General features: G+C 38.8%; 31 protein-coding genes. 18 read left to right on the top strand and 13 right to left on the bottom strand.

Features of this window, described 5'->3' with window-relative positions:
- Window positions 1-85: 85 nt before the first annotated feature.
- Both QNI22_RS28890 and QNI22_RS28885 read left to right on the top strand, forming a co-directional pair.
- Window positions 86-568, top strand: coding sequence for a GAF domain-containing protein (locus QNI22_RS28890; protein ID WP_314516642.1), 483 nt, complete (start codon window positions 86-88; stop codon window positions 566-568).
- Between the two features lie 294 nt (window positions 569-862).
- Complete coding sequence (locus tag QNI22_RS28885) at window positions 863-1,762, top strand: hypothetical protein (protein WP_314516330.1); 900 nt, start codon at window positions 863-865, stop codon at window positions 1,760-1,762.
- Window positions 1,763-2,650: 888 nt separating this feature from the next.
- Here the strand turns inward: QNI22_RS28885 and QNI22_RS28880 are convergent.
- Entirely contained in the window at window positions 2,651-3,307 is a 657-nt protein-coding gene (locus QNI22_RS28880) for a phosphatidylserine decarboxylase family protein (protein WP_314516327.1), read from the bottom strand.
- 273 nt (window positions 3,308-3,580) lie between these two features.
- On the opposite strand from QNI22_RS28880, the gene QNI22_RS28875 reads away from it, so the two are divergent.
- Window positions 3,581-4,345 (top strand): class I SAM-dependent methyltransferase, encoded by a 765-nt coding sequence (locus QNI22_RS28875; RefSeq protein WP_314516326.1) that lies wholly within the window; start codon window positions 3,581-3,583, stop codon window positions 4,343-4,345.
- 9 nt (window positions 4,346-4,354) lie between these two features.
- Here QNI22_RS28875 and QNI22_RS28870 read toward each other — a convergent pair whose 3' ends face one another.
- The 3 genes from QNI22_RS28870 to QNI22_RS28860 form a co-directional block, all read right to left on the bottom strand.
- Window positions 4,355-5,458, bottom strand: coding sequence for an outer membrane protein assembly factor BamB family protein (locus QNI22_RS28870; protein WP_314516325.1), 1,104 nt, complete (start codon window positions 5,456-5,458; stop codon window positions 4,355-4,357).
- Window positions 5,459-5,705: 247 nt separating this feature from the next.
- Window positions 5,706-6,308: a DUF4136 domain-containing protein gene (locus QNI22_RS28865; RefSeq protein ID WP_314516324.1), complete on the bottom strand. Its 603-nt coding sequence runs from the start codon at window positions 6,306-6,308 to the stop codon at window positions 5,706-5,708.
- Between the two features lie 684 nt (window positions 6,309-6,992).
- Entirely contained in the window at window positions 6,993-7,811 is an 819-nt protein-coding gene (locus QNI22_RS28860) for a universal stress protein (RefSeq protein WP_314516322.1), read from the bottom strand.
- Between the two features lie 562 nt (window positions 7,812-8,373).
- Here QNI22_RS28860 and QNI22_RS28855 point away from each other — a divergent pair.
- The 5 genes from QNI22_RS28855 (at window position 8,374) to QNI22_RS28835 (ending at window position 11,570) form a co-directional block, all read left to right on the top strand.
- The gene (locus QNI22_RS28855; protein ID WP_313978469.1) at window positions 8,374-8,826 is read left to right on the top strand and encodes a DUF2267 domain-containing protein; all 453 of its coding nucleotides are present in this window, start codon (window positions 8,374-8,376) and stop codon (window positions 8,824-8,826) included.
- 327 nt (window positions 8,827-9,153) lie between these two features.
- Entirely contained in the window at window positions 9,154-10,002 is an 849-nt protein-coding gene (locus QNI22_RS28850; RefSeq protein WP_313978464.1) for a bifunctional helix-turn-helix domain-containing protein/methylated-DNA--[protein]-cysteine S-methyltransferase, read from the top strand.
- A gap of 14 nt (window positions 10,003-10,016) precedes the next feature.
- The gene (locus QNI22_RS28845) at window positions 10,017-10,730 is read left to right on the top strand and encodes a 2OG-Fe(II) oxygenase (protein ID WP_314516319.1); all 714 of its coding nucleotides are present in this window, start codon (window positions 10,017-10,019) and stop codon (window positions 10,728-10,730) included.
- Between the two features lie 5 nt (window positions 10,731-10,735).
- On the top strand, window positions 10,736-10,981 hold the full coding sequence (locus QNI22_RS28840) for an Ada metal-binding domain-containing protein (protein WP_314516317.1): 246 nt from the start codon (window positions 10,736-10,738) through the stop codon (window positions 10,979-10,981).
- Window positions 10,968-11,570 (top strand): alpha-ketoglutarate-dependent dioxygenase AlkB family protein, encoded by a 603-nt coding sequence (locus QNI22_RS28835; protein ID WP_314516315.1) that lies wholly within the window; start codon window positions 10,968-10,970, stop codon window positions 11,568-11,570. The genes QNI22_RS28840 and QNI22_RS28835 overlap by 14 nt, the downstream gene beginning before the upstream one ends.
- A gap of 702 nt (window positions 11,571-12,272) precedes the next feature.
- On the opposite strand, the gene QNI22_RS28830 is transcribed toward QNI22_RS28835, so the two are convergent.
- Window positions 12,273-13,055 (bottom strand): DUF1028 domain-containing protein, encoded by a 783-nt coding sequence (locus QNI22_RS28830; RefSeq protein ID WP_314516313.1) that lies wholly within the window; start codon window positions 13,053-13,055, stop codon window positions 12,273-12,275.
- A gap of 126 nt (window positions 13,056-13,181) precedes the next feature.
- Here QNI22_RS28830 and fabV point away from each other — a divergent pair, with 126 nt between their 5' ends.
- Entirely contained in the window at window positions 13,182-14,375 is a 1,194-nt protein-coding gene (gene fabV, locus QNI22_RS28825; RefSeq protein ID WP_313978454.1) for an enoyl-ACP reductase FabV, read from the top strand.
- Window positions 14,376-14,471: 96 nt separating this feature from the next.
- On the opposite strand, the gene QNI22_RS28820 is transcribed toward fabV, so the two are convergent.
- Complete coding sequence (locus QNI22_RS28820) at window positions 14,472-14,936, bottom strand: hypothetical protein (RefSeq protein ID WP_314516310.1); 465 nt, start codon at window positions 14,934-14,936, stop codon at window positions 14,472-14,474.
- Window positions 14,937-14,978: 42 nt separating this feature from the next.
- Entirely contained in the window at window positions 14,979-15,434 is a 456-nt protein-coding gene (locus QNI22_RS28815) for a cold-shock protein (RefSeq protein ID WP_314516307.1), read from the bottom strand.
- Between the two features lie 329 nt (window positions 15,435-15,763).
- On the opposite strand from QNI22_RS28815, the gene QNI22_RS28810 reads away from it, so the two are divergent.
- Entirely contained in the window at window positions 15,764-15,955 is a 192-nt protein-coding gene (locus tag QNI22_RS28810) for a cold-shock protein (protein WP_314516304.1), read from the top strand.
- A 92-nt stretch (window positions 15,956-16,047) separates the two neighbouring features.
- Here QNI22_RS28810 and QNI22_RS28805 read toward each other — a convergent pair whose 3' ends face one another.
- The 3 genes from QNI22_RS28805 to QNI22_RS28795 form a co-directional block, all read right to left on the bottom strand.
- A complete protein-coding gene (locus QNI22_RS28805) occupies window positions 16,048-16,311 on the bottom strand; it encodes a helix-turn-helix domain-containing protein (RefSeq protein WP_314516303.1) in 264 nt (87 codons plus the stop codon).
- Window positions 16,312-16,395: 84 nt separating this feature from the next.
- On the bottom strand, window positions 16,396-17,157 hold the full coding sequence (locus QNI22_RS28800; protein WP_314516301.1) for an arylamine N-acetyltransferase family protein: 762 nt from the start codon (window positions 17,155-17,157) through the stop codon (window positions 16,396-16,398).
- Between the two features lie 142 nt (window positions 17,158-17,299).
- Window positions 17,300-17,755, bottom strand: a complete 456-nt coding sequence (locus tag QNI22_RS28795) for a hypothetical protein (protein ID WP_314516299.1) — start codon at window positions 17,753-17,755, stop codon at window positions 17,300-17,302.
- Window positions 17,756-17,951: 196 nt separating this feature from the next.
- Between QNI22_RS28795 and QNI22_RS28790 the strand changes: the two genes are divergently transcribed.
- The 7 genes from QNI22_RS28790 to QNI22_RS28760 all read left to right on the top strand — a co-directional run bounded on the left by QNI22_RS28790 (window position 17,952) and on the right by QNI22_RS28760 (window position 22,500).
- Entirely contained in the window at window positions 17,952-18,728 is a 777-nt protein-coding gene (locus QNI22_RS28790; protein WP_314516296.1) for a helix-turn-helix domain-containing protein, read from the top strand.
- 87 nt (window positions 18,729-18,815) lie between these two features.
- The gene (locus QNI22_RS28785) at window positions 18,816-19,442 is read left to right on the top strand and encodes an NAD(P)-dependent oxidoreductase (protein WP_314516292.1); all 627 of its coding nucleotides are present in this window, start codon (window positions 18,816-18,818) and stop codon (window positions 19,440-19,442) included.
- A 43-nt stretch (window positions 19,443-19,485) separates the two neighbouring features.
- Window positions 19,486-19,980, top strand: a complete 495-nt coding sequence (locus tag QNI22_RS28780; protein ID WP_314516289.1) for an anthrone oxygenase family protein — start codon at window positions 19,486-19,488, stop codon at window positions 19,978-19,980.
- 15 nt (window positions 19,981-19,995) lie between these two features.
- Window positions 19,996-20,853 carry an AraC family transcriptional regulator gene (locus QNI22_RS28775; protein WP_314516286.1) on the top strand — a complete coding sequence of 286 codons (858 nt, stop codon included), beginning with the start codon at window positions 19,996-19,998 and terminating at the stop codon, window positions 20,851-20,853.
- A gap of 95 nt (window positions 20,854-20,948) precedes the next feature.
- The gene (locus QNI22_RS28770; RefSeq protein ID WP_314516284.1) at window positions 20,949-21,173 is read left to right on the top strand and encodes a putative antibiotic biosynthesis monooxygenase; all 225 of its coding nucleotides are present in this window, start codon (window positions 20,949-20,951) and stop codon (window positions 21,171-21,173) included.
- An 80-nt stretch (window positions 21,174-21,253) separates the two neighbouring features.
- Window positions 21,254-21,874, top strand: a complete 621-nt coding sequence (locus QNI22_RS28765; RefSeq protein WP_314516282.1) for a class I SAM-dependent methyltransferase — start codon at window positions 21,254-21,256, stop codon at window positions 21,872-21,874.
- 107 nt (window positions 21,875-21,981) lie between these two features.
- Complete coding sequence (locus tag QNI22_RS28760; protein ID WP_314516280.1) at window positions 21,982-22,500, top strand: hypothetical protein; 519 nt, start codon at window positions 21,982-21,984, stop codon at window positions 22,498-22,500.
- Between the two features lie 171 nt (window positions 22,501-22,671).
- Here QNI22_RS28760 and QNI22_RS28755 read toward each other — a convergent pair whose 3' ends face one another.
- Window positions 22,672-22,974 carry a hypothetical protein gene (locus tag QNI22_RS28755; RefSeq protein ID WP_314516278.1) on the bottom strand — a complete coding sequence of 101 codons (303 nt, stop codon included), beginning with the start codon at window positions 22,972-22,974 and terminating at the stop codon, window positions 22,672-22,674.
- A 306-nt stretch (window positions 22,975-23,280) separates the two neighbouring features.
- On the opposite strand from QNI22_RS28755, the gene QNI22_RS28750 reads away from it, so the two are divergent.
- A complete protein-coding gene (locus tag QNI22_RS28750) occupies window positions 23,281-23,703 on the top strand; it encodes a hypothetical protein (RefSeq protein ID WP_314516276.1) in 423 nt (140 codons plus the stop codon).
- 208 nt (window positions 23,704-23,911) lie between these two features.
- On the opposite strand, the gene QNI22_RS28745 is transcribed toward QNI22_RS28750, so the two are convergent.
- Window positions 23,912-24,616, bottom strand: coding sequence for a hypothetical protein (locus QNI22_RS28745; RefSeq protein WP_314516274.1), 705 nt, complete (start codon window positions 24,614-24,616; stop codon window positions 23,912-23,914).
- 63 nt (window positions 24,617-24,679) lie between these two features.
- Window positions 24,680-25,109: helix-turn-helix domain-containing protein (locus QNI22_RS28740; RefSeq protein ID WP_314516271.1), on the bottom strand; the 430-nt coding region annotated here is incomplete at its 5' end.

The raw sequence follows: 25,109 nt of genomic DNA, 5'->3' as shown, positions 1-25,109 counted from the left end.
GTATAAAATCTAATTTGTAACATCGCATCAACAAAACTAATCCGCCATGTCAGCTTTTGATATGGCTTTCTATGTACTCATTCTTATGGCAGAAACACTCGTTATTCCTACTACCACTGATCGTAAAGAGATATATGATACCCTGATCCCTCAGATTGCTTCACTGATTGACGGGGAAACAGATCTGATTGCTAACCTGGCAAATATAGCAGGAGCTTTAAAACAGGCATTTGACTTTTTCTGGGTAGGCTTTTACCTGACAAAAAACAACCAACTGGTACTGGGACCGTTTCAGGGACCTATCGCCTGTACCCGGATAGATTTTGATAAGGGAGTTTGTGGCTATTGCTACCGTATACAAGAAACTGTGCTAGTACCAGATGTAGAACAGTTTCCGGGACATATAGCCTGTTCATCTGATTCAAAATCAGAGATTGTAGTGCCTATCTTTAAAGACGGACAGGTGTTTGGTGTACTGGATGTTGATAGCAACCAGTTAAACGACTTTAGCGAAACAGATAAAGAAGGACTAGAACAAATTATGCGACTACTGGAAAAAACAGTGTAGTATCCTGTTTGTCACAGCAAACAAAGAGAGCCATGATGAAATTTATGGCTCTCTTTGTTTTTACCAGATACACTATGATAGCTATTTCATTACCTTCAGTTCAGTAAGAGGTCTGATAATCTATAAGGATGCCTTAGTCCGGGTATGTGGGCTATGCCGTTCCTGTTTTTTATCTTTATCAGATAATCAAGTGGTTAATGCTTATAGCCTACTTGGGAACGGGATGCAAAGGTGAGTTACTTCAGGTGAATTTTACTATTTTTTACACCACACAGATTTGAATATACCGACAGTATGAAATCAATCGTAGTAATTCTCTTAGTCGTATTTCCTGGTATAACATTCGGACAAAACCAGGAAAAAGAATTCCTGAAATATCTTGGACAAAACAGACCCGGTTTAATGTCAGCGAAATTTGCACCTAATCTTGTATCATTAAATGAGCAGTATGAATTCGGTTCGATATTCTCCGGTAACGGAACTGAGTTCTACTATGCTATTGATATTTCTGGCAAAGCCGAAATCAGGTTTATGAAGTTACACAAAAATCAGTGGACAAAACCAGTCACTCTGCTTTCTGATAAAGTCTTCAGTTACAATGATCCAATGCTGTCTGTAGATGGAAACAAGTTGTTTTTTATCTCTGACAGACCACTGGCCAAATCAGGCGAAAAAAAAGATTATGACATTTGGTACATAGAACGAAAGGGTAATGGCTGGTCAGAACCTATTAATGCTGGTTCTATAATAAATTCGGATAAGAATGAATACTATATCTCCTTTTCAAATAAGGGTACCCTCTACTTTTCATCCAATAGAAAGGGAAAAGACGAACGGGCAGATAACTATAACATCTATGCTGCAACAGCAAAAGGTGAAGAATTCGCTCAGCCTGTATCTCTGGGAGACTCAATTAATACACCACACTATGAGGCGGATGTCTTTGTGGCAGGTGATGAGTCGTATCTTATATTCAGTGCCAGTCGGCCTGATGGGTATGGTGCAGGCGATCTTTACATAAGTTTCAAAAAAGCAGATGGCACATGGACCAAAGCAAAGAACATGGGAGAGACCATTAATACACCAGGCCATGAGTTATGCCCCTTTGCAAGCAAAGATGGGAAATATTTTTTCTACACCAGTTGTCAGGATATTTACTGGGTCGATGCCCGGATACTGGATAACCTAAGATAGCCTAAAGTTTCAAAAGGCTCTGCCTCCTCTCTGTTCTTCTGAAAGAATCAGTCTATCCTTTTGGAAAAATCATGTCCCTTCCTGTCCTTCTGAAAGAATCTCTTGACAAGACCGGCGGCCTCTCCGACTGGAGTATACTTTTCTCTCAGAAACCAAGCATGGCTCTATTTGTCACAAGATTCTTTCAGAAGGACAGAGAGGAGGTATTTCGTTCAGAAGGATCCCGAAGGGGAGGAGGATAGGGGAGTGGCGAGAAAGAAGACTTCCTTTCAGAAGTAAAAAAGGTGAGAGCGGAAAAGAGAATGGGACAACCAGAGAGGGTTGAGGGGTGAAAGTTGGTACAACTTGTGCGACTAAGTATTTAGCTACAAAGAGAGCAAAATTGCCTTCAATCGTGTGCGGTGGTGTAGGTGCGTAGGCAATCTTTTCTCCGCGAGGTTGGCCTTTGGCCTGCGGGCAGAAGGATCGGAGAAAAGTGCCTTTTCTTTGGTTATCACGCTGTGGCGTGACAAAGAAAGTGACATGGTAGGAAGAGTGATCTTTGGAAAAATAAACTCTTTAAGCAAGCAAAAAGTGAAATACTAGAAAGAGTTATCTTTGAGGAAATAAAGGAAACCTAATAAGCAAAAAAGTAACATGGTAGAAAGAGTGATGTCTTGGACTATAGATAAGAATGGAAGTATGCAAAGAATAAAGATATTAGATCAGGACTATAAACAAATTCACATGAAGAGATATCTCTAAAGTATCAAACGTAGAAAAATAATAGAGGAGAAAGTAAGAAATACTTAAAAAAGCAACGCCTGTACTCTTTTAAAAGTACAGGCGTTGTTAGTCCTTTTATACTGCAGTGAAGATATATCTATATCTGTTGCTGAAAACCTCTGATTATTTAGTCAACTCTGCAATCACAGTCACACCACCCTTGGTCTTATCTCCAAGATTTACCAGAATCTTTGCATCCAGCGGTAAAAATAAGTCTACTCGTGAACCGAATTTAATAAAACCAAATTCCTGTCCTTGCGAAACCAGTTGTCCCTCAGCTATATACCAGCGAATGCGTTTAGCCAATGCACCTGCAATCTGGCGAAGAAGTATCTCAGTGCCACTGTTTGATTTGATAACCAGCGTAGTACGTTCGTTTTCTGTACTGGCTTTAGGATGCCACGCTACCAGGTATTTACCTGCATGGTATTTAAAATATTGAACCATCCCTTCAATAGGTGTTCTGTTAATATGCACGTTGATCGGTGACATAAAAATAGAAACCTGACGGCGGGGAGTATTGAAATATTCTGTTTCGATAACTTCTTCAATCACCACAACCTTCCCATCCGCTGGTGCAATCACCTGAAGATCAGCCTTTGTCAGTAAACGGTACGGATTACGAAAGAATTGTAGAATCAACAGATAAAAAACAACGGAGATCACTAGTACGATCCAGGTCCAGGGCGCAGCAAAGAAATTGAAGAGAATGCCATTCAGAATAATCAGGAATAGCAAAGAGACCAGCAATAAAATACGTCCTTCTTTATGGATAGTCATACAGGTTCAGATTTTTCGGGTTGGTTTAATTTCTGTTCAGATTATTGGATTGTATAGGTATAAAGAATAATGTGCTTCCTCACAAGGTTGATAGTCAGTTGTATAGTTCTGATCTCAGATGCGTAATCACAACATATATAATGGCTCTTCTTTTGACAGAGAAAGGATCTATTCAGTATAATAACACCAATCCGGTTTTTTTTGAATGCACGAAAATAGCTACTTTTGGGCAATTGACAATATGTTGGTACAATTTCAGCATACAAACCGTTCATGAGTGATCAGAAATTACCCTTGCAGGATACTCCTTCACACACAGATTCATGGGGTGATCCACTAGGAGATGCATTAAAAGAGTATCTTTCAAACCCTTCTTCTTCCGATACAATTCTTGTACATATTGATATTGCAGAAGAAGAATATCTGCCTGTGGCACACTTTTTCCGAAACGAACAAACTATCTCTGAGCTTGAGAAGCAGGCCCTTACTGCCTGTCGGGGCCATGTCCTGGACATTGGAGCCGGAGCTGGTAGCCTTTCGCTGATACTGCAATCTAGAGGCCTGACTACTACCGCTATTGATGTTTCAGAAGGGGCTGTCTGGGTTATGAATCAACGTGGCGTTCAGAATGCCCATTGCGTGAATATACTGGACTTCGGAGACGAAAAATATGATACCCTCCTGATGATGATGAATGGACTGGGAGTAGTAGGGACGCTGGATGGATTGGCTAATTTTTTGGAGCAGGCCAAAGATATGCTGAAACCGGATGGCCAGATACTGCTGGATTCAGCTGACATCCTATATATGTATGAGGATGAAGAGGGAGGATACTGGATTGATCTGAATGGTGCATATTATGGTGAAGTTACCTACCAAATGGAATATAAACAAGTAAAAGGAGAGCCTTTTGCCTGGTTGTTTGTAAGCTTTGATGTACTTTCTGAGTATGCAGAAACAGCAGGGTTTACCTGTGAATTGTTATTTACAGACGAAAATGACCAGTACCTAGCACGATTAACACAACTGCATTCATAGCAGGGTTATTTACTGTATATCCCCACTAATACCTGGGTGAAAGACTTTGTGTTGCTTCGTTACTACTACCGGACTGGAATAAATGGCACCGTTGGTACTGGAAACCCATTTCTTCTGTCCGGTTATTCCATCAATGGCATATACCTGACCTGAAAGGTCGCCTATATACACTATGCCATTGGCAACCACCGGACTGGAGAATAAATAGCTGGTAACCGTAGTAGACCATTTCTCTGTGCCAGTTACTGCATCCAGGGCGTATAGTGTACTACCGGCATGAGAGGCAATATACACAATTCCCTCTGCTACAAGTGGACTAGAATAGATAGAGCTATTAGCCGTAAACTTCCATTTCAGTGTCCCTGTGGCTGCATCAACAGCATACAGGGTTTTGTCATAACATCCTACATAGACTATTCTATTGGCTACTGTAGGACTCGAATAGATAAAGGAACCTGTTGCCATTTTCCATTGTAAGGCACCTGTACTGGCATTAAATGCGTAAAGTGTATCCTTGCCAGATCCAATGTATACTGTTCCCTCAACTACTGCCGGACTGGAAAATGAAGCGTTTATATTGGAAACTTTCCATTTCAGATCTCCCATTGTTTGATCCAGTGCATACAAAACTCCATCTTTTCCTCCAATGTAAACCAATCCATTGATGGCTACCGGACTGCTTTCAATATCCTTACCTATATTCTTTTTCCAGTTGATGGTGCCACTCATGGCATCCATTGCATACATCGTGTCACTGCGACTACCCAGATATACGTTGTTGTTAACTATTGTCGGGGTGGAGAATATAAATCCATGAGTAGGAGCCTTCCATTTGGTGCTACCTGTAGTGGTATCCAGGGCATAGAGATTGCCATCGGAGCTTCCTACATATACCCATCCGTTTGCTATCGTAGCACTGGATTCTACATAGTTACCTATCTGAGTCTTCCAGTGTAATTTGCCTGTAAGGGCATCAAACGCATATTCATATCCATCATCACTACCAATAAATACAGTCCGGTTTACATCAGGTTTCGGATCATCCGTTTTACAACCAGATACAAGTATCCATATAAATAAACAACAGTGCAGAGAGAGTAGAGCTGATTTCATGCAGACAAAGGTAGAGTAGGTGATGGCTGTTTATACTGAATTCTGACGTAAGCTAAATATACTACCTTATTTGTTGAAAACAGTGCCTGAAAGTGAATTAGATGTTTCGCTTATTTAGCGCTTTTCTTTAGACTGCTTACCAGATATTCCAAACAAAACCAGAGCCTACACTCTTTTAAAAAGTGTAAACTCTGGTTTCAATACTAATAGTTAAAACTTTGAAATAACTCTTGTTTAGCAAACTGTTTTATTTTCTTCGACTCAACGCCTTTTCCTGGTCTGACTCTTGAGACACAGGATATTTTTTGAAAATAGCTATTACTGCTTTTTCAACTTGTCGGTTCAATGTGCGGGGATTATCTACAGTGCCTGCAATTGACCCTCTCCAGGCCAGTTGATTGGTGCTTGCATCTATGATATCAATAATAAGGGTTCCTTCTGTATAAGAATAACTTTGCCTGCCAGCATACGGAAAGGGAGATATTCCCCAGGGATAATAACGCCAGCCCCAGCCACCATACATCATTGGATAGTAATTATTTCCAGTACTCCGTTTTTTTTCAGTATAGGTATGATACGCAACTTTTACATCCGGATTGGATGTAGTTTGTTGCATCCCGCGATCTGTAAGTTCCCTGGCGATAGAGGCATGGAGATTTTGTTCAATAATCTCATTCTCAAACAATGGATTCTCACTTCCTTTGTTAGTATTATCAACATCGGCAAACTGAAATGTACGATATTTACTTAGATCAACGTCTCTGCTTTGATCTGTAACAACCTGAGACCCTGCACAACCTCCCAGCCAGATCAGTAGACCAAGCATAGGAACAATTACTAAGTTTTTCATAAGAGTTCGTATTTAATAAGCTAAAAATCACATTGTGTTTCCTGAATAGAATAGGGGACACACATACCCAACCCAACTACTATAAAATACAATAAAACTATGCCACGCTTTACCCTGTAGAATAATGAGGATTTTGCTGGAAGTCAGTTGTTTTTATATAAACATACTTACGCAGATATGTAATGTTGCCAACATAAGAGATTTTCAGAGAGACAATCTGCTTTTACTTCTTCACAAGAAACCTGCCTTACAAAAAAAGAATACCACTCGTTGTCCTTCTGAACGAAATACCTCCTCTCTGTCCTTCTGAAAGAAACTTGTGACAAATTAAGCCATGTTTGTTTTCTGAGAGAAAGAATTTACCCCAAAAGGAAAAGCTGCCCGTCTTGTCACGAGTTCCTTTCAGGAGGATTGGAGAAAAGGGCCCTTTTTTGCTCACGCACAAATCTGGCTCACTAAATTCTCATTTGGTGCCCTGTTTTTTGGGCAAGCAAAAAAGGAAGAAGCTAGTGGAAGAATAATGTAAGGGTCTATACACAAATGACAGGAGAGATTCTTAAAAATTAACACAAGCCCACATTTTCAAAAATATAGGCTTGTGTTTCACTCAAATCCAACATTCGGGATGACTTATGTTTTATACTTACATCCAACATGTGGGATAAAAAATAAGTGATTGAAGCCTTATTTTTCCGCTGGCAATGCCAATAGAGGCGTTTTGGTATGAAATGCCATCTTCGTGATATTATTCCTATCAAACATGCGTTCAAAAAATGAATACTTGTGTGGTATCATCACCAGCAAATCACTATGCGATTCACACACACTCTGATCTATACCTCTCTGAATGTCCTCTCCATACAGATAGGTGTATTCCAGCTTAACTCCTGACAGCTGATTTTCAAAATTAGTATAGCTGGCAGTTCTTTCCGGCGAATGGCCTGCTGGCATAGGTTGTGGCAAGCGTAATACCTCTACCTGAGCACCAAAAGCCTCTGCCATGTCTCGGAGAGGTGTAAGAGAACAGGAAGAATCAAAATCACTGGCAAGCATAATATGTTTGATGCTTTTATACGAAAAGTCTCTGGGTATCACCAGAATCGGAAGATCCCCACGTTTAAGCAGAGTAGAAGTTACACTGCCCATAAGCAATTTCCCAACTGGATTTGTTCCCCGCAAACCCATAATAATCAGATCTGCCTTTTCCTCTGTGAAGTATCGGGTCAATACTTCTGCCACAGCCCCTAGACTAAGTTTACAGGTTACCTGTATGTGATACTTATTGATTAGCTGAGTCTTTATTTCCTGCAGGCGAGCCATATGATGCCGGTTGAGTTCATCCAGCGAGGGAAGGTCTACAGGAACTTCTGTTGTGATCAGGGGAAGGTCTACAGCATGGAACAAGATAATACCAGCATTGGTCTTCTGTGCTACATGAGCGGCATATTCGGTTGCGTACCAGGCGTTCTCAGAGTAATCGGTTGGTACAATAATGGTTTTCATACTAGTCTGGTGTTAAAAAATTTATGGAATCTACTTCTTCTCAGGACTCTTTTCAATGATATATCTCACTTGTATGCATGCGTTTTTTGGATTTATTATCTATCGTTGCTGACCTGTATGGTACAGTAGTGATTACAGATGAATCAGCTATCTAAGTTATAAATTTTTTCTTGTTTTTCCTTTGATTTTTACAACTTTATCGGTTACTTTTATTCACTTTTTTTATAGCCACAACTACTTGTCTCATATAAGAAAAAGAAATGGATATGTGTCTGAAGTACAATTTTAGACACAAGGAAGTTTCTGGTAATCAGTGTTTTACTTTTTTTATTTCTATTGAGGTATTGTGCCTTTGATACCTTGGTTTATACATGAATATCCAATCTGTAATGGTAACTTTTACCAGAATATGTATCGAGTGACCTGTTTGTATAATTATTGCCAGTATGATGAAGATCATCTGCTGGAGTATATGATGTCATAGCATCCCTGTCTTCTTTCAAAGTATTTTTGTTTTGTTTATTTTTTAGCTAATAGCATTGCTCGCAGGAGGGGCAATACCATGACTACTATCATCGAAGCACACTTTGACGAAATTCATCCGGAATTGGTTGATCTGACCAGAGACTTACATTGGGAACGAGATCCTGAAAAAGGAGTTCGTATATTACGAACTGTCCTCCACTCACTGAGAGATCTTCTTAAGCTGGATGATGCCATTGCAATTCTGATGTTGCTGCCTCATCCTATGAAAGCTTTGTTTATTGAAAACTGGAATACAGCTGATCTACCTTCTGTCCCTCCTGAAATGTGTAACTTTGTGGATTTGATCCGTAAGAAAGCTGGTAAGCTGGCCTTTTTTGATTTTGCAACTCCTGCAGATACCGAGAAGTCAATAGAACATATATTTTGCTATATACAAGAAAAACTGGATATTGATCAGGTGCGTGAACTGCAACGGTATTTGCCTGCTATGGTACGACCGTTTCTCTGTCTTCCCAGTTTTGCAGGATAGGTTTCTTTACAACAGTCTTATTGTTATAAGAAGAATGTATTCCTCCTTGCTCTGTTTTGTCACTAGTAGGTGGCAGTGGTCTGTTATGTATAGACTACACTGCCACTTTTTGTATAAAAATCAATAGATTAAACTATGAAGAATTATTCCCTGCCTTATAGTGTAGAAATGAATATAGTGACTGATAAAAATAGAAATGTAGATTATTTGTCGTGAGAGAGTGGAGTCAAGCAGCAATGTTAACCAACTAAGAATAAAGGAGCGCAAGTTTCGGGTTTTGGAACGGTGTCTGGCCTGCTATTTTTGTATCATCTAATTCATGATAAGATGAACACACAGGAACAGATTCACTATAATCGCATTGCAGAGGCAATAGATTATATACGACAAAACTTTAAAGACCAGCCTAACCTGGATGAGGTAGCAGAAAAAGTACACCTGAGCCCTTTTCACTTCCAACGTCTTTTTACAGACTGGGCAGGAGTGAGTCCTAAAAAATTTCTTCAGTATATCAGTATAGAACATGCCAAGCAGATCTTAAAGAATAGACAAGTATCTCTATCCGAAGCTGCCTATGAAACCGGATTATCCGGTACAAGCAGACTACACGACCTTTTTGTAACCATAGAAGGAATGACACCCGGAGAGTTTAAGAACGGAGGGGAGAATCTATCTATTAACTATAGCTATGCAGAAAGTCCTTTCGGCAATATCATTGTGGCCTCCACAGCCAAAGGCATTTGTTATATGGCATTTGCTGAGAATGAACAGATAGCCTTACAGGATCTGCAGCAACACTTTCCTAACGCCCGCTTTCGACAAATGCTGGATCTGCTTCAGCAGAATGCCTTGTATATCTTTACCCATGACTGGAGCAAGCTGGATCAGGTTCGGTTGCATCTAAAGGGTACAGACTTTCAACTCAAGGTGTGGGAGGCCCTTTTACGTATTCCTATGGGACATTTATCTACCTATGGAGAAATAGCAGGCAAAATCAATCAGCCAAATGCTTCCCGTGCTGTTGGTACTGCTATTGGCAGTAATCCTGTTGCCTTTCTGATTCCCTGCCACCGGGTGATTCAGGCAAGTGGAACTATTGGAGGCTATATGTGGGGATCAACCCGTAAAACAGCTATGATTGGCTGGGAAGCGGCCAAAACAATTATCACCGATTGACTAACCAGAGGAATATGCAATCTATAAAAGAAAAGATTGATGCACTGAACTGGCAGTCAATCACTACAGAGATGAATGAAAAAGGCTTTGCCTGTCTATCTGTTTTGCTGTCTGAGACACAATGCGAAGAACTAATTCAACAATACGATGATCCTTCCCTGTATCGCAAGACAGTTGTTATGGAGCGTTACCGCTTTGGATTAGGGGAATACAAGTATTTTCAGTATCCCTTGCCGGATACCATACAAACTATACGGGAATCTGTGTATGAACACCTAGCACCTGTTGCCAATGGCTGGATGAAAGCCTTACACATAGATAAAATCTTTCCCGATACATTTGCTGAATTGCAGTCGCTTTGCCATTTGCATGGACAGCAGAAGCCAACCGTGCTGATACTGAAATATGGCAAGGGAGGACATAATACACTGCATCAGGATTTGTATGGAGAGATCTTTTTTCCTATTCAGATTGTTTTATTTCTGAATGAACCGGGACAGGATTTTACAGGTGGTGAATTTGTGTTGATGCAACAAACTCCACGTGCTCAATCCAAAGCTATGGTACTAACTCCACGAAAAGGAGATATGGTGTTATTTACGACCAGTTTTCGTCCGGTGAAAGGGAGCAAAGGGTATTACCGGGCAGCTATGAAACATGGGGTAAGTGAACTTCACAGTGGCGAACGCCATACCTTGGGAATTATTTTTCACGATGCACTAAGCTGACTTGTATGATATCACATAGTATGCTGACAGATCGTCTTTTGTGGCATAAAATCCGACATCGGGAGATTATATTAGGAGGTAATGCTAAACTGAAAATTTATGGAACTTTACATTGTGCATCCGGTAAGCGAATGAAAAGAGAGAACCGTGTGTTTTTCAGATCAGAGGAGGATGCTATCACACATGGTTACAGGCCTTGTGCACATTGCATGAGGCATACTTATCAAAAGTGGAAAAATGGACTTATTTAATACTGACCCTATTGTAAATATATTACCTGCAGATGGAATTGCACACTACTATGGAAAGATTCTGTCTGCAACGGATGCCCGCTACTACCTGAATCAACTACTTCAGACTATTGAATGGAAAAATGATGAAGTAGTTATTTTTGGTAAACACATTGTTACCAAACGGATGGCAGCCTGGTATGGAGATGAGAAATTCGAGTATACTTACTCAAATACTACCAAGCAGGCCCTACTCTGGACTTCTGATCTGCTAAAATTAAAAACATTGGTTGAACAAATAACCGGATCAACCTTCAATTCCTGTCTGTTAAACCTCTATCATACTGGCAACGAAGGCATGTCATGGCATAGCGATGATGAGAAAGCCCTGGGACCCGATACCGAGATTGCCTCTCTGAGTCTGGGGGCTGAACGTAAATTTTCTTTCAGACACAAACAAACCAAACAGACTACTTCTGTAATTCTGGAGAATGGTAGCTTGTTGGTGATGAAAGGGACAACTCAGACATACTGGCATCATGCACTACCTAAAACTAAAAAAGTTTCCAGACCCAGAGTTAATCTGACCTTTCGCACAATTATATTGTAACAAAGCTATCTCTTGTGGCACAACTTACATATGTCATTTTCGATGCAGAGGATGCTTTTTGTACACTATTCCTGCGATTATATTTGAGAAGGTGATAATCGTATATTCTGCAATAGTGATGTTATTTCTTAACAAGTCAGGACTTAGTATTAGGCAGCAGATACAATCAGTCAAAAAACGACTTGATTCTTCTGTTTTTAATAGGAAACCCCAACTGCTAAAAGAAGATGATTGTTACACATTTATTATATTTCCCCAACTGGAATCTTATATCATTCCCTTTACTCTTGCTTTGTTTTCAATTGGTTTTGGGGTCATAATAATACCATTTCTAACTCTTCTTATTTTGTGTTCAATTGTCTATTTGAGAAGGACTTCGCTAGCGTTTTATCCAGCTGAAGAAAGAATAGTTATTACAAGATTACTGTTAACTAAAACGCTTTCTTATAAGTATTTCTATTCTACAGGGCCATTACAATTATATATATGTCAGGAAGATGAGGAGAGTGCATGGACCCTAAATGTCAAAGGTTTAATATGATCCGGATGCTGAATTGCTTACTGCTAATTCCTTATCTGTATTAATGGAATTAAGAGAACTGATTAATGAAAATGAGTTGTATTATGCAGGTGCCCGAATAGAAATTCTCTATAAATGTTTACTTGCTAATGCATCAAGTAAACATTTAACGTAAAATATCTCTATGATTGATGCTTTGATTTCCATCTCTCATACTTACCACGCAAAAGTGACACAGCATTAAGACCCCCTCTTTTCTGACCAAAAAACTGCAAAACCAGATAGGGCTTTCGTTTGTCCGTGGGTTTGGCTACCATCAGAAACGCACTAGTGGCTCGTTGTTCGCCACAGCGTTTGTCTCCTCCCGCAGTAGAACCAGCTTCCAGTGCACGCATCAGAATTTCATCAATACGCAGAGAATCCTGTTGTCCCTGTATCACAGCATCCAGAATAGCTTTTAATTCTTCCTCTGAAGCCAAAGTATTGCCTTGTACAGAAACGCCTGCAGCTGTCAATGTGCCATGAGAGGTATGGGTAGCCGCACCTGTATATGTGGCAGGTGTAGCGAGGTGGGAAAGAGTAACAACAGCATATTGTTGTTTTTCGGGATCAAATAACGGATCATGCAAAGCTGCAATAATTTTTTCGGGAGACGCTCCAGCTTCAATCATGTTAAGTCCTTTACGTCTGGCATCTTTGTTACTCATCGCTTGTACTATAATAGCACCTTTACCTGGTATAATCTGTCCAATGCCATAGCAATTATAGGTACAAGAGGCTCCTGCTATGCCAATTTCTTTTGTAACAGGATCTACAATAATAATAGACCAGGTGGCTAAGGTCGTTGTGGAAATACTAAGAAAACAGGCCAGAAGTACACTAAATCGCATAGGATCAGATTGGTATAGTTTCCCTGTAGATGCGTGATGCTGACTTTCAGTTGCATGAAGTTTGTATTTTTTCAATTAGCTGAAATTAGACTATTTACCGGGATTCCAAAGAACGCTTGGTAGTTAATGGGTAAATTGAGTACTTTGCATCGAAATTCTTAAACATATTTGATACCACATTAACCTATCAAATCTATTCGAATGATTATTGAACCTAGAATACGTGGTTTTATCTGTCTGACAGCACACCCGGAAGGATGTAAGCAGAATGTAGTCAATCAGATTAATTATGTCAAATCCAAAGGCGCAATCAACGGGCCTAAGAAGGTGTTGGTTATTGGGGCTTCTACCGGGTTCGGCTTAGCTTCGCGCATTACCAGTGCTTTTGGAGCAGGTGCTGCTACCATTGGAGTATATTTTGAAAAGCCTCCTGCAGAAGGCAAAACTGCTTCGCCCGGCTGGTATAATACAGCTGCTTTCGAGGCAGAAGCTCAGAAAGCAGGACTATATGCCAAAAGTATCAATGGGGATGCTTTTTCGGACGAGATCAAACAGAAGACCATGGATCTGATCAAGGCAGATCTGGGAACTGTAGATCTGGTGATTTATAGTCTGGCTTCACCAAGAAGAACACATCCTAAAACAGGAGTAGTCTATAATTCGGCTCTGAAACCTATCGGACAAACGTTTACTAACAAAACGGTTAACTTCCATACAGGAGTTGTTTCTGAAATTAGCATCACGCCTGCTTCAGAGGAAGATATTACCAATACTATTGCCGTAATGGGTGGTGAAGACTGGGCGATGTGGATTGAAGCATTAAAAGGTGCTAATCTGCTTTCTCCTGGTGCTACTACTGTGGCTTATTCATACATTGGACCTGCACTGACAGAACCTGTATACCGTAAAGGAACTATTGGTCGTGCCAAAGATGATCTGGAAGCTACTGCTTTTACCATTGCAGATAGCCTGAAAGATATCAATGGACAGGCATATGTTTCTGTAAATAAAGCATTGGTAACCCAGGCCAGCTCTGCCATTCCTGTAATTCCATTGTATATTTCCCTGCTATATAAGGTGATGAAAGAGGAAGGTATCCATGAAGGTTGTATCGAACAGATGCAGCGTTTATTCCAGACTCGTTTGTTTGCAGGATCTGCTATACCAACTGATGAGAAAGGTCGTATCCGTATTGATGACTGGGAAATGAGAGAAGATGTGCAGGCTAAAGTCGCTGCTTTGTGGGAACAGTCTACTACAGAGTCATTGCCTGAGATTGGAGATCTGGCTGGCTATAAAGCCGATTTTATGAATCTGTTTGGGTTTGATGTGGCAGGTGTAGATTATCAGGCTGATGCCAATGAAATGGTTCAGGTACCTGGATTGGTAGAATAATTGCTATTGAACTATAAACATCCTATGAGTACCATAGCTACTATGTATTCATAGGATGTTTTGCATGTATAATGAGTGATTCCTTCCTTTAAAGGCTTACTTACTAAAGCTCTGATTATATTCATAAATACGCTGTATTTCCTGAGAGTACTCTTCTATCTCTGCAGAAGTAAAGTGATGCTCCCGCAAAAAGTCAGTTGTCATCTTGACCGTATTTCCTAACTGGTCAGGATCAAGGATAGTACAGAGTGCATGATCTCTGAGTAGTATATATTGTTTACTCTCGTTGGCAGATGCACCAAAGTGGTATACTCCTACAGATTGATTTTGCAATAGTGTCTGATTACGAATTTCCAGAATATCTGGCTTTTGTGGGTCGCTATCGTTCTTCTGAAGATTTTTACTTACCAGGAACGCTTTGATTTGTTTCAAAATCTGATCCGATTCCTCTGTTCGTAATGAAGCAAGAGTTTGTGCCTTCACAGATATATTTACAAAGACCAGCACTATACAACTTATTATCCAGATTAGAAACTTGTTGCTTTTATACTGGTCATTCATAACTATTCTGAGATTAGACAGTTAAAGATGGCATATAGGAAACTAGCTTGCCAGTTGTACACTGACAGCACTAGGCCCTTTTTCCCGTTGTTCAATCAGAAAGGTTACACGATCATTCTCTTTGATAGGCTGACGGAGTTCTTTTACATGTACAAAAACACTTTGCTGACTGTCTGAATCTTTGATAAACCCATAGCCTTTGGCTTCATTAAAGAAAGTGACTTTGCCTTTTCTCACATCCAATGCCGGATCAGCAGGAGCCTGTCTGGCTACTCCAATCACAATCTCATCCTGCTTGATGGCTCTTTTTTGTTTGGGATCTGGTGGGATAGAGGTAATATTACCATCTGCATCTACATAAGCAAACATTTCTTCTACACTTTTTCCTTTATCTGAGTGGGTCTTTCGTTCGGCTCTTTTTTCTGCTTTATCCTGTTTCTTTTTTTGTTTTTTTACTACGTTTTCTTTCTTATTATACGTTTCTCTGGATTTTGCCATAAGGGATTGATTTGTTGTTTTAAGGTGATATAAATACGGTAGGCCTTCATATACCGGGTAAAGAATTGAAACGAATACCCGTAAAAAAATGCGTTGCTGTAATAATAACACTTTATTACTCTAATTAGTTTGGCTTTGCATCAATATATCCAATTATATAGACATATATTACACTATTTTTTGGATAAATAGCTATTTTGGTGATTTTCTTTTTTGTTGACGAAACTGCGTTGTTCCAGGGGCTTATTTTCAAAATATATATTAATGTAAGTTTTTTATTTTCAGTTAATTACCATACCTTTAAAGATGTCATTTTAAAAAACTGTTTAATGCAACAAGGTACCGTAAAATTTTTTAATAATCTGAAAGGATTCGGATTCATTAAGTCAAACTCTTCCAATGAAGAGATTTTTGTTCATGTTTCAGGCTTGATTGATGAGATCAAAGAGAACGATAAAGTTACCTTTGATGTAGAGAAAGGAAAGAAGGGTTTAAATGCCGTGAATGTTCAACTGGCTTAATATAACCTACTTTAGATTATATTATCTCAAACAAATAAACCCCTTCTCAGGGGTTTATTTGTTTGAGATAATTCTTATTGAAAATACTACTACTAAATTTTTTCTATCAGAACATTCCCTGTTCCTGTCAATAGCCAATTAATATTGACATCGTATACCTGTTGAAATTTGTCAAGTAACTTCGTGCTAGGCTTACGTATACCTCGCTCCAATATTGCGATATTGACAGGTTTACTGCCTAGTTTCTGTGCAAAGTCAGTCCGTGTCAAACCCGCAATTCGGGTACGAAGGTAATGGATACGGCTTGCAATCGTATTGCTGGCGTTATCCATTGATGGGTTTTTTATAGATGTCATATTACTTAAACGTTTGTACTGACAAATTAGTATACATGCTACTCTATATCTGTAAATTGATAAGAGTAATATACCTGGTTTAAATTACATAGACAGACCTAATTCAATGCCGAATTTTGTTCTTAAAAGCTTTTTTAAGTGGTTATCATCTGTAATTGTATCCTCAAATCGCCGACTGGTTGTTTTTTCGATGAGTTTATTATTGAATATGGTTACTCTACCTGTTTTTGTGGGCTTCGTGCAGATTGTATTTTTGACGAAGTAAGACTCTGGGTTCGTCTGCTTGTATAGGCAAATTTCCTCAAATGCATCTGGGGTGACATGCATCAGATTAAAGATATACTTTTTTTGAAATTTAATCCCATTCGGTGACATAGAAAGTAGAAAGTTTTCATCATTGTATTTTTCTATCTTAAAGAAGTTTCTGCCGTCACTTTGAACACCCGCTCGTATCTCGAGTGGACGAATGAACAAATCGCCGTATCCTACATCTGCAAGGTAATCTTTGTCTGTTTTTACATGTACCAGCATATGGTCAAACTCAGGGCCGGGATTGCCTGCATCGTCAAAAATGCGGGAAGAAATGAGTTTACTTGAAAATCCTATCTTATTGAGAAGCCAGTTGAAAATAAGGTTAAGCTCATAACAAAAGCCACCCCTCATTTGGGTAACTATCTTTTCATATACCTTTTCCAGCTGTAAATCAAAAAGTTGGTTGTAACGAACGTCTAAGTTTTCAAAGGGCACCTGATAGATATGTTGTTCGTGAATAGCTATCAGAGTTTGAGTATCAGGTACAATAGGACCCGAAAAAAGGATTCGTTGTAAATAGCTGGTAATATCCATAACGCTTGATTGCCAAGAAGATAGGAGTATGATATCTATGACAAATAGTAAAAAATGTTATGCCAAAACCGGATGGCTTTTTACAAAAATGATTATTTAGTGTCCTACTTGTCAAGCAATTATGTATGAAAGGAAACTGGTTTTATTCCTTTGTCTCATATTCAGGTACAGAATGTTGCGTGGCATATAGTGCAGCAATGATAAGAGAAGTGACAGTACCTGTCAGAACATATATGAGACTGTTACCCGCTCCTTTGTAATAATACAGGAAGTCAGCACCCTCACGAATATACATGCCCGATTCCAGATAACCTCCTACCAGTATAAAAAAATGAAGGCATAGCAGTGTGTAGATACTATAAAAAGCTTTGTCAGAGCGTGTAAATTGAAGATCGTTTTTGAGGTGTGACAGAACAGGTAAGACAATATATACCAGACTATAACTCATGACGGCTAGCAAAAGTCCAAACATAGTAAAGTCAAAAAGGCTATAAGGAGATGAAGTGGCAATGAGAGGGTATTCATACACCAGGCATAATAAGCCTGTTGGAATGCTGGTAATCAAAAAAGAAAGAACAACTAATTTAAAACTTGTCATAAGTGCAAGATGAAAAACAATAAAAAGGTTTTATCTTCAAGATACATAAGTAATGTACTTTAGCCTCTATTTATAGGAAAGATAAATATCTGGTTAAAAGTATTGAAAGAAACAATAAATCACAATGGGATGAAAGTTGCTGTGTAAACTTTTATACCCAAACAGCTTTGCCTCGTATAACCTGTACTAACATAGAATGAATTTTCAGACTATAGTTCCTGATAAATCGATTGCTCTTTTTGTAAAAACCATCTGGGTATTTGAAAATATAGATTCTGATATCAAAACCAATCTACCTTTCTTTGCCGATGGTTATCCCGGATTACTATTTCAGCAAACAGCCAATGGCCTAATCGTGAATCCTCACAAAAAGCAGATGCCAGTGTTGTTTCTATATGGACAAACACTTCATCCCATTGAGATGGAAATAGATGGAACCTATCAACTGATTATCTACCAATTGTATCCTTTTGTCTTAAAGAGTTTTTTTGGAGTCACTCCTAGGTCTATTAACGATAATTGTTACGACCTGGCACAACTGAAAGAATTTGATACTCCCACTTTTACCAAACAATTGCTGGCCTGTTCAGAGCTTTCGCAGAGAATAGAAGCATTAACCTCTTTCCTGTATCAGATGTTTCAACTCAAAAAACAAAGTCTCGATTTGACAATCAGACAGGTAATTGAGAAAATTGTTCTTACCAAAGGACAGGAGCCGATTCGAGCTATTGCAGAAGAATTAGAACTTAACCCACGTACCCTTGAACGAAGATTTGTCAGCGAAACAGGATTATTACCCAAACAGTTTGCTCAGATTATTCAGTTTCAGTTGTCACTGGAACAGCTCACGATAAAAGATTATAATAAGCTTACGGATATTGTATACGAAAACGGTTTTGCTGATCAGTCACATTTTATCCGTGTTTTCAAAGCCTATACTGGAAAAACACCCAAAGTTTTTTCAAAAAAATAAGCACAAAATCACCAGCTGTCGTTTTTATTCTATTTTCCGCGTTCCCCATGCACCAACTTTGTGGTATAACTTAAACTTCTTACCACTATGAAGCTCATTATTTTTGGTGCTACCGGGAGTGTAGGCTCCCAACTTGTGAAACAGGCATTAGAACAGGGACATTCTGTAACAGCCTTTACCCGTTCTCCTGAAAAGCTGGCAACTTTTGCTCATAATAATCTGCAAATCGTCAAAGGTGATCTCCAGAATGCCGATGATGTAGAAAATGCCATCCGAAATCAGGACGCGGTATTGTGCGCCATTGGAGATGGTGCCAGTGGAAAGGTACGGGCAACAGGTACCCGACACATTTTGGATGCCATGCAAAAAACGGGTAGTAAACGTTTTATCTGCCAGACTACACTGGGGTTGGGGAACAGTGCGGGTAATCTGAATTTCTTCTGGAAATACATCATGTTTGGCTGGTTGCTCAAAAAGGCTTTTCAGGATCATCAGATACAGGAACGTTATATTTTTGACAGCTCACTGGATTATACTGTTGTACGTCCCAGTGCCTTTACCAATGGTTCGGTGACCAATACCTACAAAGTGGATTTTGATGGAAAGTATAAAAAGCTAAGCCTCAAAATTTCCAGAGCAGATGTGGCGAATTTCATGTTACAGCAATTGCAGAACAGACTTTATTCCCGAAAGGCTGTTAGTATTTCCAACTAGTACATGGTAAAAATCAATTTAGACTTTCTCTACAGTGCATCCTATGAAGTTCCCTGATGCGATCTTACTTGTGGCAACAACCCTGACTGCATTGATGGCAGGGTTGTTTTTTGCCTATTCTGTTTCTGTGTACCTTGGGTTGCAGAAATTGTCTGATATAGAATATATCAAAGCTATGCAATCTATTAATCGTGAAATTCAAAATCCATTGTTCTTTAGCTGCTTCTTTGGAGCGCTACTATTACTTCCCTGGGCTTGTATTCAGCAGTATTCTTTGAATAAGTCCGCATTTCTGGTTTTGTTAGCAGCTTCTGTAGTGTATGGCATTGGTGTGTTTGGGGTAACAATAGTAGCTAATGTTCCATTGAATAACCAGTTGGATGCTTTCTCACTTTCAACTGCTAGTTCGGAACAGATACACACACAAAGATCTTTATTCGAAGGCCGATGGAATATCTGGAATCATGTCCGGACAGTGGCATCTGTAGTAGCTGTAATGGCAGCTATTGGAGCTTGTCTGGTTCGTAAAGGGAATTAGTTTTACATTTGTCGTATGGAAAATATTCCCATACGAAGTATTACCACTGTCTCTAAGGAATCGATTCTGTCGGATAGCTTTAGTATACGGGATGTACAGGATGTGTTTGGTGGCAAAGACAGCATGCAGGATACACACAGGCATACATTCTTTTACATGTTGGCTTTACAGAAAGGAGCAGGATCTCATGAGATAGACTTTATTCCGTATGAAGTCTCTGACAATACTATTTTCTTTATGCGCCCTGGCCAGGTGCATAAACTTACACTAAAAGCTGGTAGTACAGGATATCTGATGCAATTCACAATAGCTTTCTATTCGCCTCAGGATCATAAAGCCAGTCATGTATTACGTAGGGTAGGATCGATTAATTCTTATCAGTTGAATGACCAGAATTTTGAGAAACTGTTTTCTGTATTGAGGTATATATTTCAGGAATATACTGACCAACAAGAAGGATTTCAGGAAGTGATTAAGGCAAATCTGGGCATTTGTTTTATTGAACTTCTTCGACAGAATAATCAAAAGAGTTCGGCGAGTACAAACCTGTATGGACAAGAACGCCTGGAGGAATTACTTGAATTGTTAGAAACCCATGCTACCACTCATAAGCAGGTATCTGACTACGCAGATATGTTGAATTTGTCTGTCTACCAGTTAAATGCTATTACCAAATCCATGTTGGGCAAAACTTGTTCCGAACTCATTACAGACTACTGTATTCTGGAAGCTAAACGCTATCTGCTGGCTACTTCCAATCAGGTCAATCAGATAGCGTATTATCTGGGATATGAAGATACTTCCTACTTTATCCGGTTCTTTAAAAAACACACAGGCTATTCACCAGAAGCCTTTCGGCATAATTTCAGATAAGTGCTGTTGAACTGCATTTTTGTCCTATCATACACTTACTCATTGATACTACTTTTGAGATAAATAAAATGATTCTCAAAAGCAATTTCCTGTGTATGAAAACAAAGTTAAAATTAATTGCATCTTTCAAGATCTGGATTGTTATCTATCCTTCCATTACCCTATTTCTTTATTTCTTCGGTGAGGCATTGGCGGCATTGCCTTTGTATCAGCGGACGTTTTTACTAACCATATCATTAGTCCCCTGGATGGTGTTTGTAGGTGTACCTTTTGTGGAGTCTGTCCTTCGACTAATTGTTACACGAGATGATAAAAGCTAAATCACAAAGAAACTACACGAATAGTTTGTATGTAGTCAATTCTTTATTCACTGACAACTTAACCATTAGTATAAAACACCATGAATATAAATCCGAATTGGGACGAACGATATAAAGAGCAAGAGTTTGCCTATGGCAAAATACCTAATCTGTTTTTTAAGGAGTGGCTTCTGAAGTTTATGCCTGGCACTATCCTAATGCCCGCAGATGGAGAAGGTCGCAATGGGGTATTTGCAGCACAGCAAGGATGGAAAGTCACTTCCTTTGATCAAAGTATAGAAGGACAAGCCAAAGCCCTGCAACTGGCAAAGGAAAATAGCGTGAGTCTGGAGTATATTGTAGGGGATTTGGAACACCTTGCGTTTAAATGCGAGTCATTTGATGCTATTAGCCTTATCTATGCCCATTTCTCCGCTGAAAAGAAGTCCCTATTTCACAAAAAGCTGGACACGTTTCTGAAACCGGGTGGAATCGTAATTCTGGAAGCATTTAGCAAAAAACATATACACCTTGTGAAACAGAATCCCAAAGTGGGAGGACCAAAGGATGTGGCTATGCTGTATTCTAAAGAAGAGATACTGGCTGATTTTCAAAACTATGAATTGCTATTACTAGAAGAAGAAGATGTTATGTTAGAAGAAGGGAAATACCATAACGGCAAAGGATCTGTAATCAGATTCGTTGGGAGAAAGATGGTTTAGAGTATAGATAAAGAATGTGAGTTACTTTTGCAAACCAGTAGTATACATTTGTGTAGTACTGGTTTGTATTGGTCGTGGTATATAACTTTTGTAGTCCTTTAATAGAAATGAACCTTCTGATTCTTCTACACTGTCTGTTGAGTTTTAATTTTGCTACTAATCCTGTTAATATCAGTACGAGGTATTTTACACAGAAAAAGTATTTCTTCTCGGACCAGAAACATGCAGATACTTTCTGTCTTCAGATGATTGTCAATTCAACAGATTATGAGAATGCAAAGGTTTATTTTTATATCAAAGATTATAAAGGAAAACGCATTTTCGCTGACACATTAAAAGGATTGTCTCTGTATACCTACTCTGCACAAACTAATGAAGAGAATCCTGGTTTAACCAAAGAAAAACTGCTAAATGGATTCTATGACTTTTTTGATAAAAAGCATTTCCATAAACTTCCTATACAAAAAGATATAGAATATGCAGAAGAGGAGGAACTGGTAGATCGTCAGACATGGGAGGCTATACAAAATAATCCTAATCAGGTTGCCTTTACGTACACTATTTTAGAGGAATCTATTGTCAGTATAGTTTATATAAAAGCTGCCAGGAGAGTAGTTAAATTTTAAGTGTTCCCATCAGTAACATTTGATCAAAGCGGGGAGTAACGCGATCATCTTATGCAGTAATAAGCTCAGCAATTACATTGTTTTTGCTAACAGCAACTCCTTGCGGATTATTAGTGAAAGTGTTTTCATCTTTTTGAAAAGTTAAAAAGAGCCAGTCTGATAACTGTAATTTTACTTAACTACTCGTTTATGGCAATTGATAAATAATTCGGGCTCAAGCTTGTCTATGTCTTTCCAAACACTAAACGCAATAATGTACCTTTGAGTACTCTCGTCTTTTTTCGCAATACCTAATACTGCCCCTTTTTTGATGACCTCTCCTTTCTGAAAAAAAACTTTTTTTAGTTTAGAATACACAAAAAGTTGTTCTTTTTTCTTTATACCTACTAGTAATAACCCTGTAATTTCGGCTATTACTAGTAAATGTCCTTCATGTGTATTTATAACCAGAGAATCCTTATCAGATTTAATCATAGCATTTCTGGATGGTTGTCCCATATAAAATAAAGGCTCTTTTCTAATTTCTATATATCCATTTGAAATTGGACAACTACATTCAGAATATGTTTGGAACGTTGCAGGAAGGGTGGTTATAAAGGGAATAATAAAAAATAGAGACAAGTAGTGTTTAGACGTCATTCTTTGATTGGTAGATAGTAGATTGTGTTTGTATAAAGTACTAAAGACTATTTCTGTCTATCTATGATTTAAATGATTTTTTTTAGAAATACTTGCAACCTTTGGGGTTTAGTGTGGGTCATGATAAAAAACGACAAAAACATGAAACACCTGTTTTTCGTGGCTATACTTTTAGCCTTTACCCAATGTAATACAAATTCTGTTTCACCAGCAGAAAAATATTCCAGTACAGACTTGGTTGGACGCTGGGTATGGGTGCAATCATCAGGGGGTATTGCAGGTACTACTAATACTCCTGCATCTACCAACGAAACAATTGAGGTGGAATTTACAACGGATGCGCATCAGCGTATCTATAAAAATGGTCAGTTAATTTCAGATCTCACTTACCAGATTATACAAGATACCAGTATGTATACAGGCAAAATAGCCTCTCAGATTGACTATGGTCACGGAGGCTTTAGAACAAGTTATGATTTTGACAAAGGTGACTTAATTCTTGCACAAGAGTGCTTTGATTGTTTTGTGAGCCGATATACTCGTAAAACATCTGGTAATGATTAAAGGGTAGAAGATTCTTTCAAACAGCTATACATTTTTCTTTACCCACTAAATAAAATATACTTTATTTAGTGGGTATTTTTGTTGTCTTATAGATAACAAATACTATAAAGTCCTCATTTTTTGATTGAACTGTAGGTGTTAACTTTTTTCAGTTATGTATTTAGAGGTTACTTATAAAAAGAACCCTAAATACACTAAGACAAAAGATTTACTGTTTTCCGCCAGGAAACAAACTCATATCCGGTTTGTATACCCATGTCTCGGATGTACAGGATACTATAATCTGACTTTTGAGTTTATCTTCAATACCTGCCAGATCATCCTGTATATTTTCGGTTTGAGCAAATTCTTCAAAGCTTTCCAGCCCTATAAAAATAGTTAGCAGATTGAGTTCAGTTCCATCTACTGCTTTAAAAACGAGAAATGTCTTAACTGGGCGAGTGGAATAAACGGCCTTGAGCTTCTCAATTACTTGCTGACCCTGGTCTATGTGAGTGACCTGAAGCGTTATGACCCGTAAAAAGCGTGACTTTAGGCCATTAGTGGTGTTGATGCTTAACTGAGGCAGAGCTATTAGCTTATATCCTGTCAGATAGTCGCCAAATGGAAATGTGTGCAACTGGTTGTCTGCCTGATCGTCAGCGGGCTTGATGGAGTTGTCAAAATCTTTCCAGCTGTGATCAAAAGTGGCGTCTACAAAATATCCGTTTCTTGGCCCCGACAAGACATACCATCCATACCAACTCCACGGGTCTTTATTGGCCTGATGCCATAACAAATGTTTCTTATACCCCTCTTCAAATTTGTGCTCCTGCTGGGAATTGGGCTTCCATACTGAAAAATGAGCAATAGCACCTTGAGCCAGTAAATACTCGGGTAGTGTCAGAAGCAGAAAATACAAAATACCTTTCATTTGTGATTTGTTTTTTCAGCAAAGAAACCGTCTGAAACAGTATGAAAATTGTATAAAAATGAACTAGTAACCCTGTGCGAAATAGGTACTGATTGTGTGAGGCGTATGAAAATAGTTCTTGGGAGACTGGCCTGTAAAAGTTTTGAAGATGCGTATCAGGTGTGATTGATCAAAAAACTGATTCTCATAACTGCATTCTGTCAGTTTCTTTTCCGGATGTTGTTGTCTGTAGTCAATAAAGTGGTTGATCTTTATAATGCTACTAAACTCTTTAGGTGTAATACCTACCCATTGCCGAAAAATAGTGTCCAGATAGCGTTGTGAAACACCTGTTTTCTGACGGATTGACTCTACTTTTATATTCCCTCTTATACTACTAGACAATTTGCAAAAAGGATAAAAAAATAGAGTCAAAAAGGAGAGCTTTGTAGTGACCAAACTAACAAAACTATTCCCGATGACTCTATTGGATAAAATTACACGATTACCAGGA

The organism is Xanthocytophaga agilis, assembly GCF_030068605.1.
Lineage (GTDB): Bacteria > Bacteroidota > Bacteroidia > Cytophagales > 172606-1 > Xanthocytophaga > Xanthocytophaga agilis.
This window is presented reverse-complemented; position numbering and strand designations above follow the sequence as displayed.

Excerpts from the sequence above, each read along its gene's own strand:
- QNI22_RS28890 (WP_314516642.1), top strand. The coding sequence starts at position 86 with ATGGCAGAAACACTCGTTATTCCTACTACCACTGATCGTAAAGAGATA.
- QNI22_RS28885 (WP_314516330.1), top strand. The coding sequence starts at position 863 with ATGAAATCAATCGTAGTAATTCTCTTAGTCGTATTTCCTGGTATAACA.
- QNI22_RS28880 (WP_314516327.1), bottom strand. The coding sequence starts at position 3,307 with ATGACTATCCATAAAGAAGGACGTATTTTATTGCTGGTCTCTTTGCTA.
- QNI22_RS28875 (WP_314516326.1), top strand. The coding sequence starts at position 3,581 with ATGAGTGATCAGAAATTACCCTTGCAGGATACTCCTTCACACACAGAT.
- QNI22_RS28870 (WP_314516325.1), bottom strand. The coding sequence starts at position 5,458 with ATGAAATCAGCTCTACTCTCTCTGCACTGTTGTTTATTTATATGGATA.
- QNI22_RS28865 (WP_314516324.1), bottom strand. The coding sequence starts at position 6,308 with ATGAAAAACTTAGTAATTGTTCCTATGCTTGGTCTACTGATCTGGCTG.
- QNI22_RS28860 (WP_314516322.1), bottom strand. The coding sequence starts at position 7,811 with ATGAAAACCATTATTGTACCAACCGATTACTCTGAGAACGCCTGGTAC.
- QNI22_RS28855 (WP_313978469.1), top strand. The coding sequence starts at position 8,374 with ATGACTACTATCATCGAAGCACACTTTGACGAAATTCATCCGGAATTG.
- QNI22_RS28850 (WP_313978464.1), top strand. The coding sequence starts at position 9,154 with ATGAACACACAGGAACAGATTCACTATAATCGCATTGCAGAGGCAATA.
- QNI22_RS28845 (WP_314516319.1), top strand. The coding sequence starts at position 10,017 with ATGCAATCTATAAAAGAAAAGATTGATGCACTGAACTGGCAGTCAATC.
- QNI22_RS28840 (WP_314516317.1), top strand. The coding sequence starts at position 10,736 with ATGATATCACATAGTATGCTGACAGATCGTCTTTTGTGGCATAAAATC.
- QNI22_RS28835 (WP_314516315.1), top strand. The coding sequence starts at position 10,968 with ATGGACTTATTTAATACTGACCCTATTGTAAATATATTACCTGCAGAT.
- fabV (WP_313978454.1), top strand. The coding sequence starts at position 13,182 with ATGATTATTGAACCTAGAATACGTGGTTTTATCTGTCTGACAGCACAC.
- QNI22_RS28820 (WP_314516310.1), bottom strand. The coding sequence starts at position 14,936 with ATGAATGACCAGTATAAAAGCAACAAGTTTCTAATCTGGATAATAAGT.
- QNI22_RS28815 (WP_314516307.1), bottom strand. The coding sequence starts at position 15,434 with ATGGCAAAATCCAGAGAAACGTATAATAAGAAAGAAAACGTAGTAAAA.
- QNI22_RS28810 (WP_314516304.1), top strand. The coding sequence starts at position 15,764 with ATGCAACAAGGTACCGTAAAATTTTTTAATAATCTGAAAGGATTCGGA.
- QNI22_RS28805 (WP_314516303.1), bottom strand. The coding sequence starts at position 16,311 with ATGACATCTATAAAAAACCCATCAATGGATAACGCCAGCAATACGATT.
- QNI22_RS28800 (WP_314516301.1), bottom strand. The coding sequence starts at position 17,157 with ATGGATATTACCAGCTATTTACAACGAATCCTTTTTTCGGGTCCTATT.
- QNI22_RS28795 (WP_314516299.1), bottom strand. The coding sequence starts at position 17,755 with ATGACAAGTTTTAAATTAGTTGTTCTTTCTTTTTTGATTACCAGCATT.
- QNI22_RS28790 (WP_314516296.1), top strand. The coding sequence starts at position 17,952 with ATGAATTTTCAGACTATAGTTCCTGATAAATCGATTGCTCTTTTTGTA.
- QNI22_RS28785 (WP_314516292.1), top strand. The coding sequence starts at position 18,816 with ATGAAGCTCATTATTTTTGGTGCTACCGGGAGTGTAGGCTCCCAACTT.
- QNI22_RS28780 (WP_314516289.1), top strand. The coding sequence starts at position 19,486 with ATGAAGTTCCCTGATGCGATCTTACTTGTGGCAACAACCCTGACTGCA.
- QNI22_RS28775 (WP_314516286.1), top strand. The coding sequence starts at position 19,996 with ATGGAAAATATTCCCATACGAAGTATTACCACTGTCTCTAAGGAATCG.
- QNI22_RS28770 (WP_314516284.1), top strand. The coding sequence starts at position 20,949 with ATGAAAACAAAGTTAAAATTAATTGCATCTTTCAAGATCTGGATTGTT.
- QNI22_RS28765 (WP_314516282.1), top strand. The coding sequence starts at position 21,254 with ATGAATATAAATCCGAATTGGGACGAACGATATAAAGAGCAAGAGTTT.
- QNI22_RS28760 (WP_314516280.1), top strand. The coding sequence starts at position 21,982 with ATGAACCTTCTGATTCTTCTACACTGTCTGTTGAGTTTTAATTTTGCT.
- QNI22_RS28755 (WP_314516278.1), bottom strand. The coding sequence starts at position 22,974 with ATGATTAAATCTGATAAGGATTCTCTGGTTATAAATACACATGAAGGA.
- QNI22_RS28750 (WP_314516276.1), top strand. The coding sequence starts at position 23,281 with ATGAAACACCTGTTTTTCGTGGCTATACTTTTAGCCTTTACCCAATGT.
- QNI22_RS28745 (WP_314516274.1), bottom strand. The coding sequence starts at position 24,616 with ATGAAAGGTATTTTGTATTTTCTGCTTCTGACACTACCCGAGTATTTA.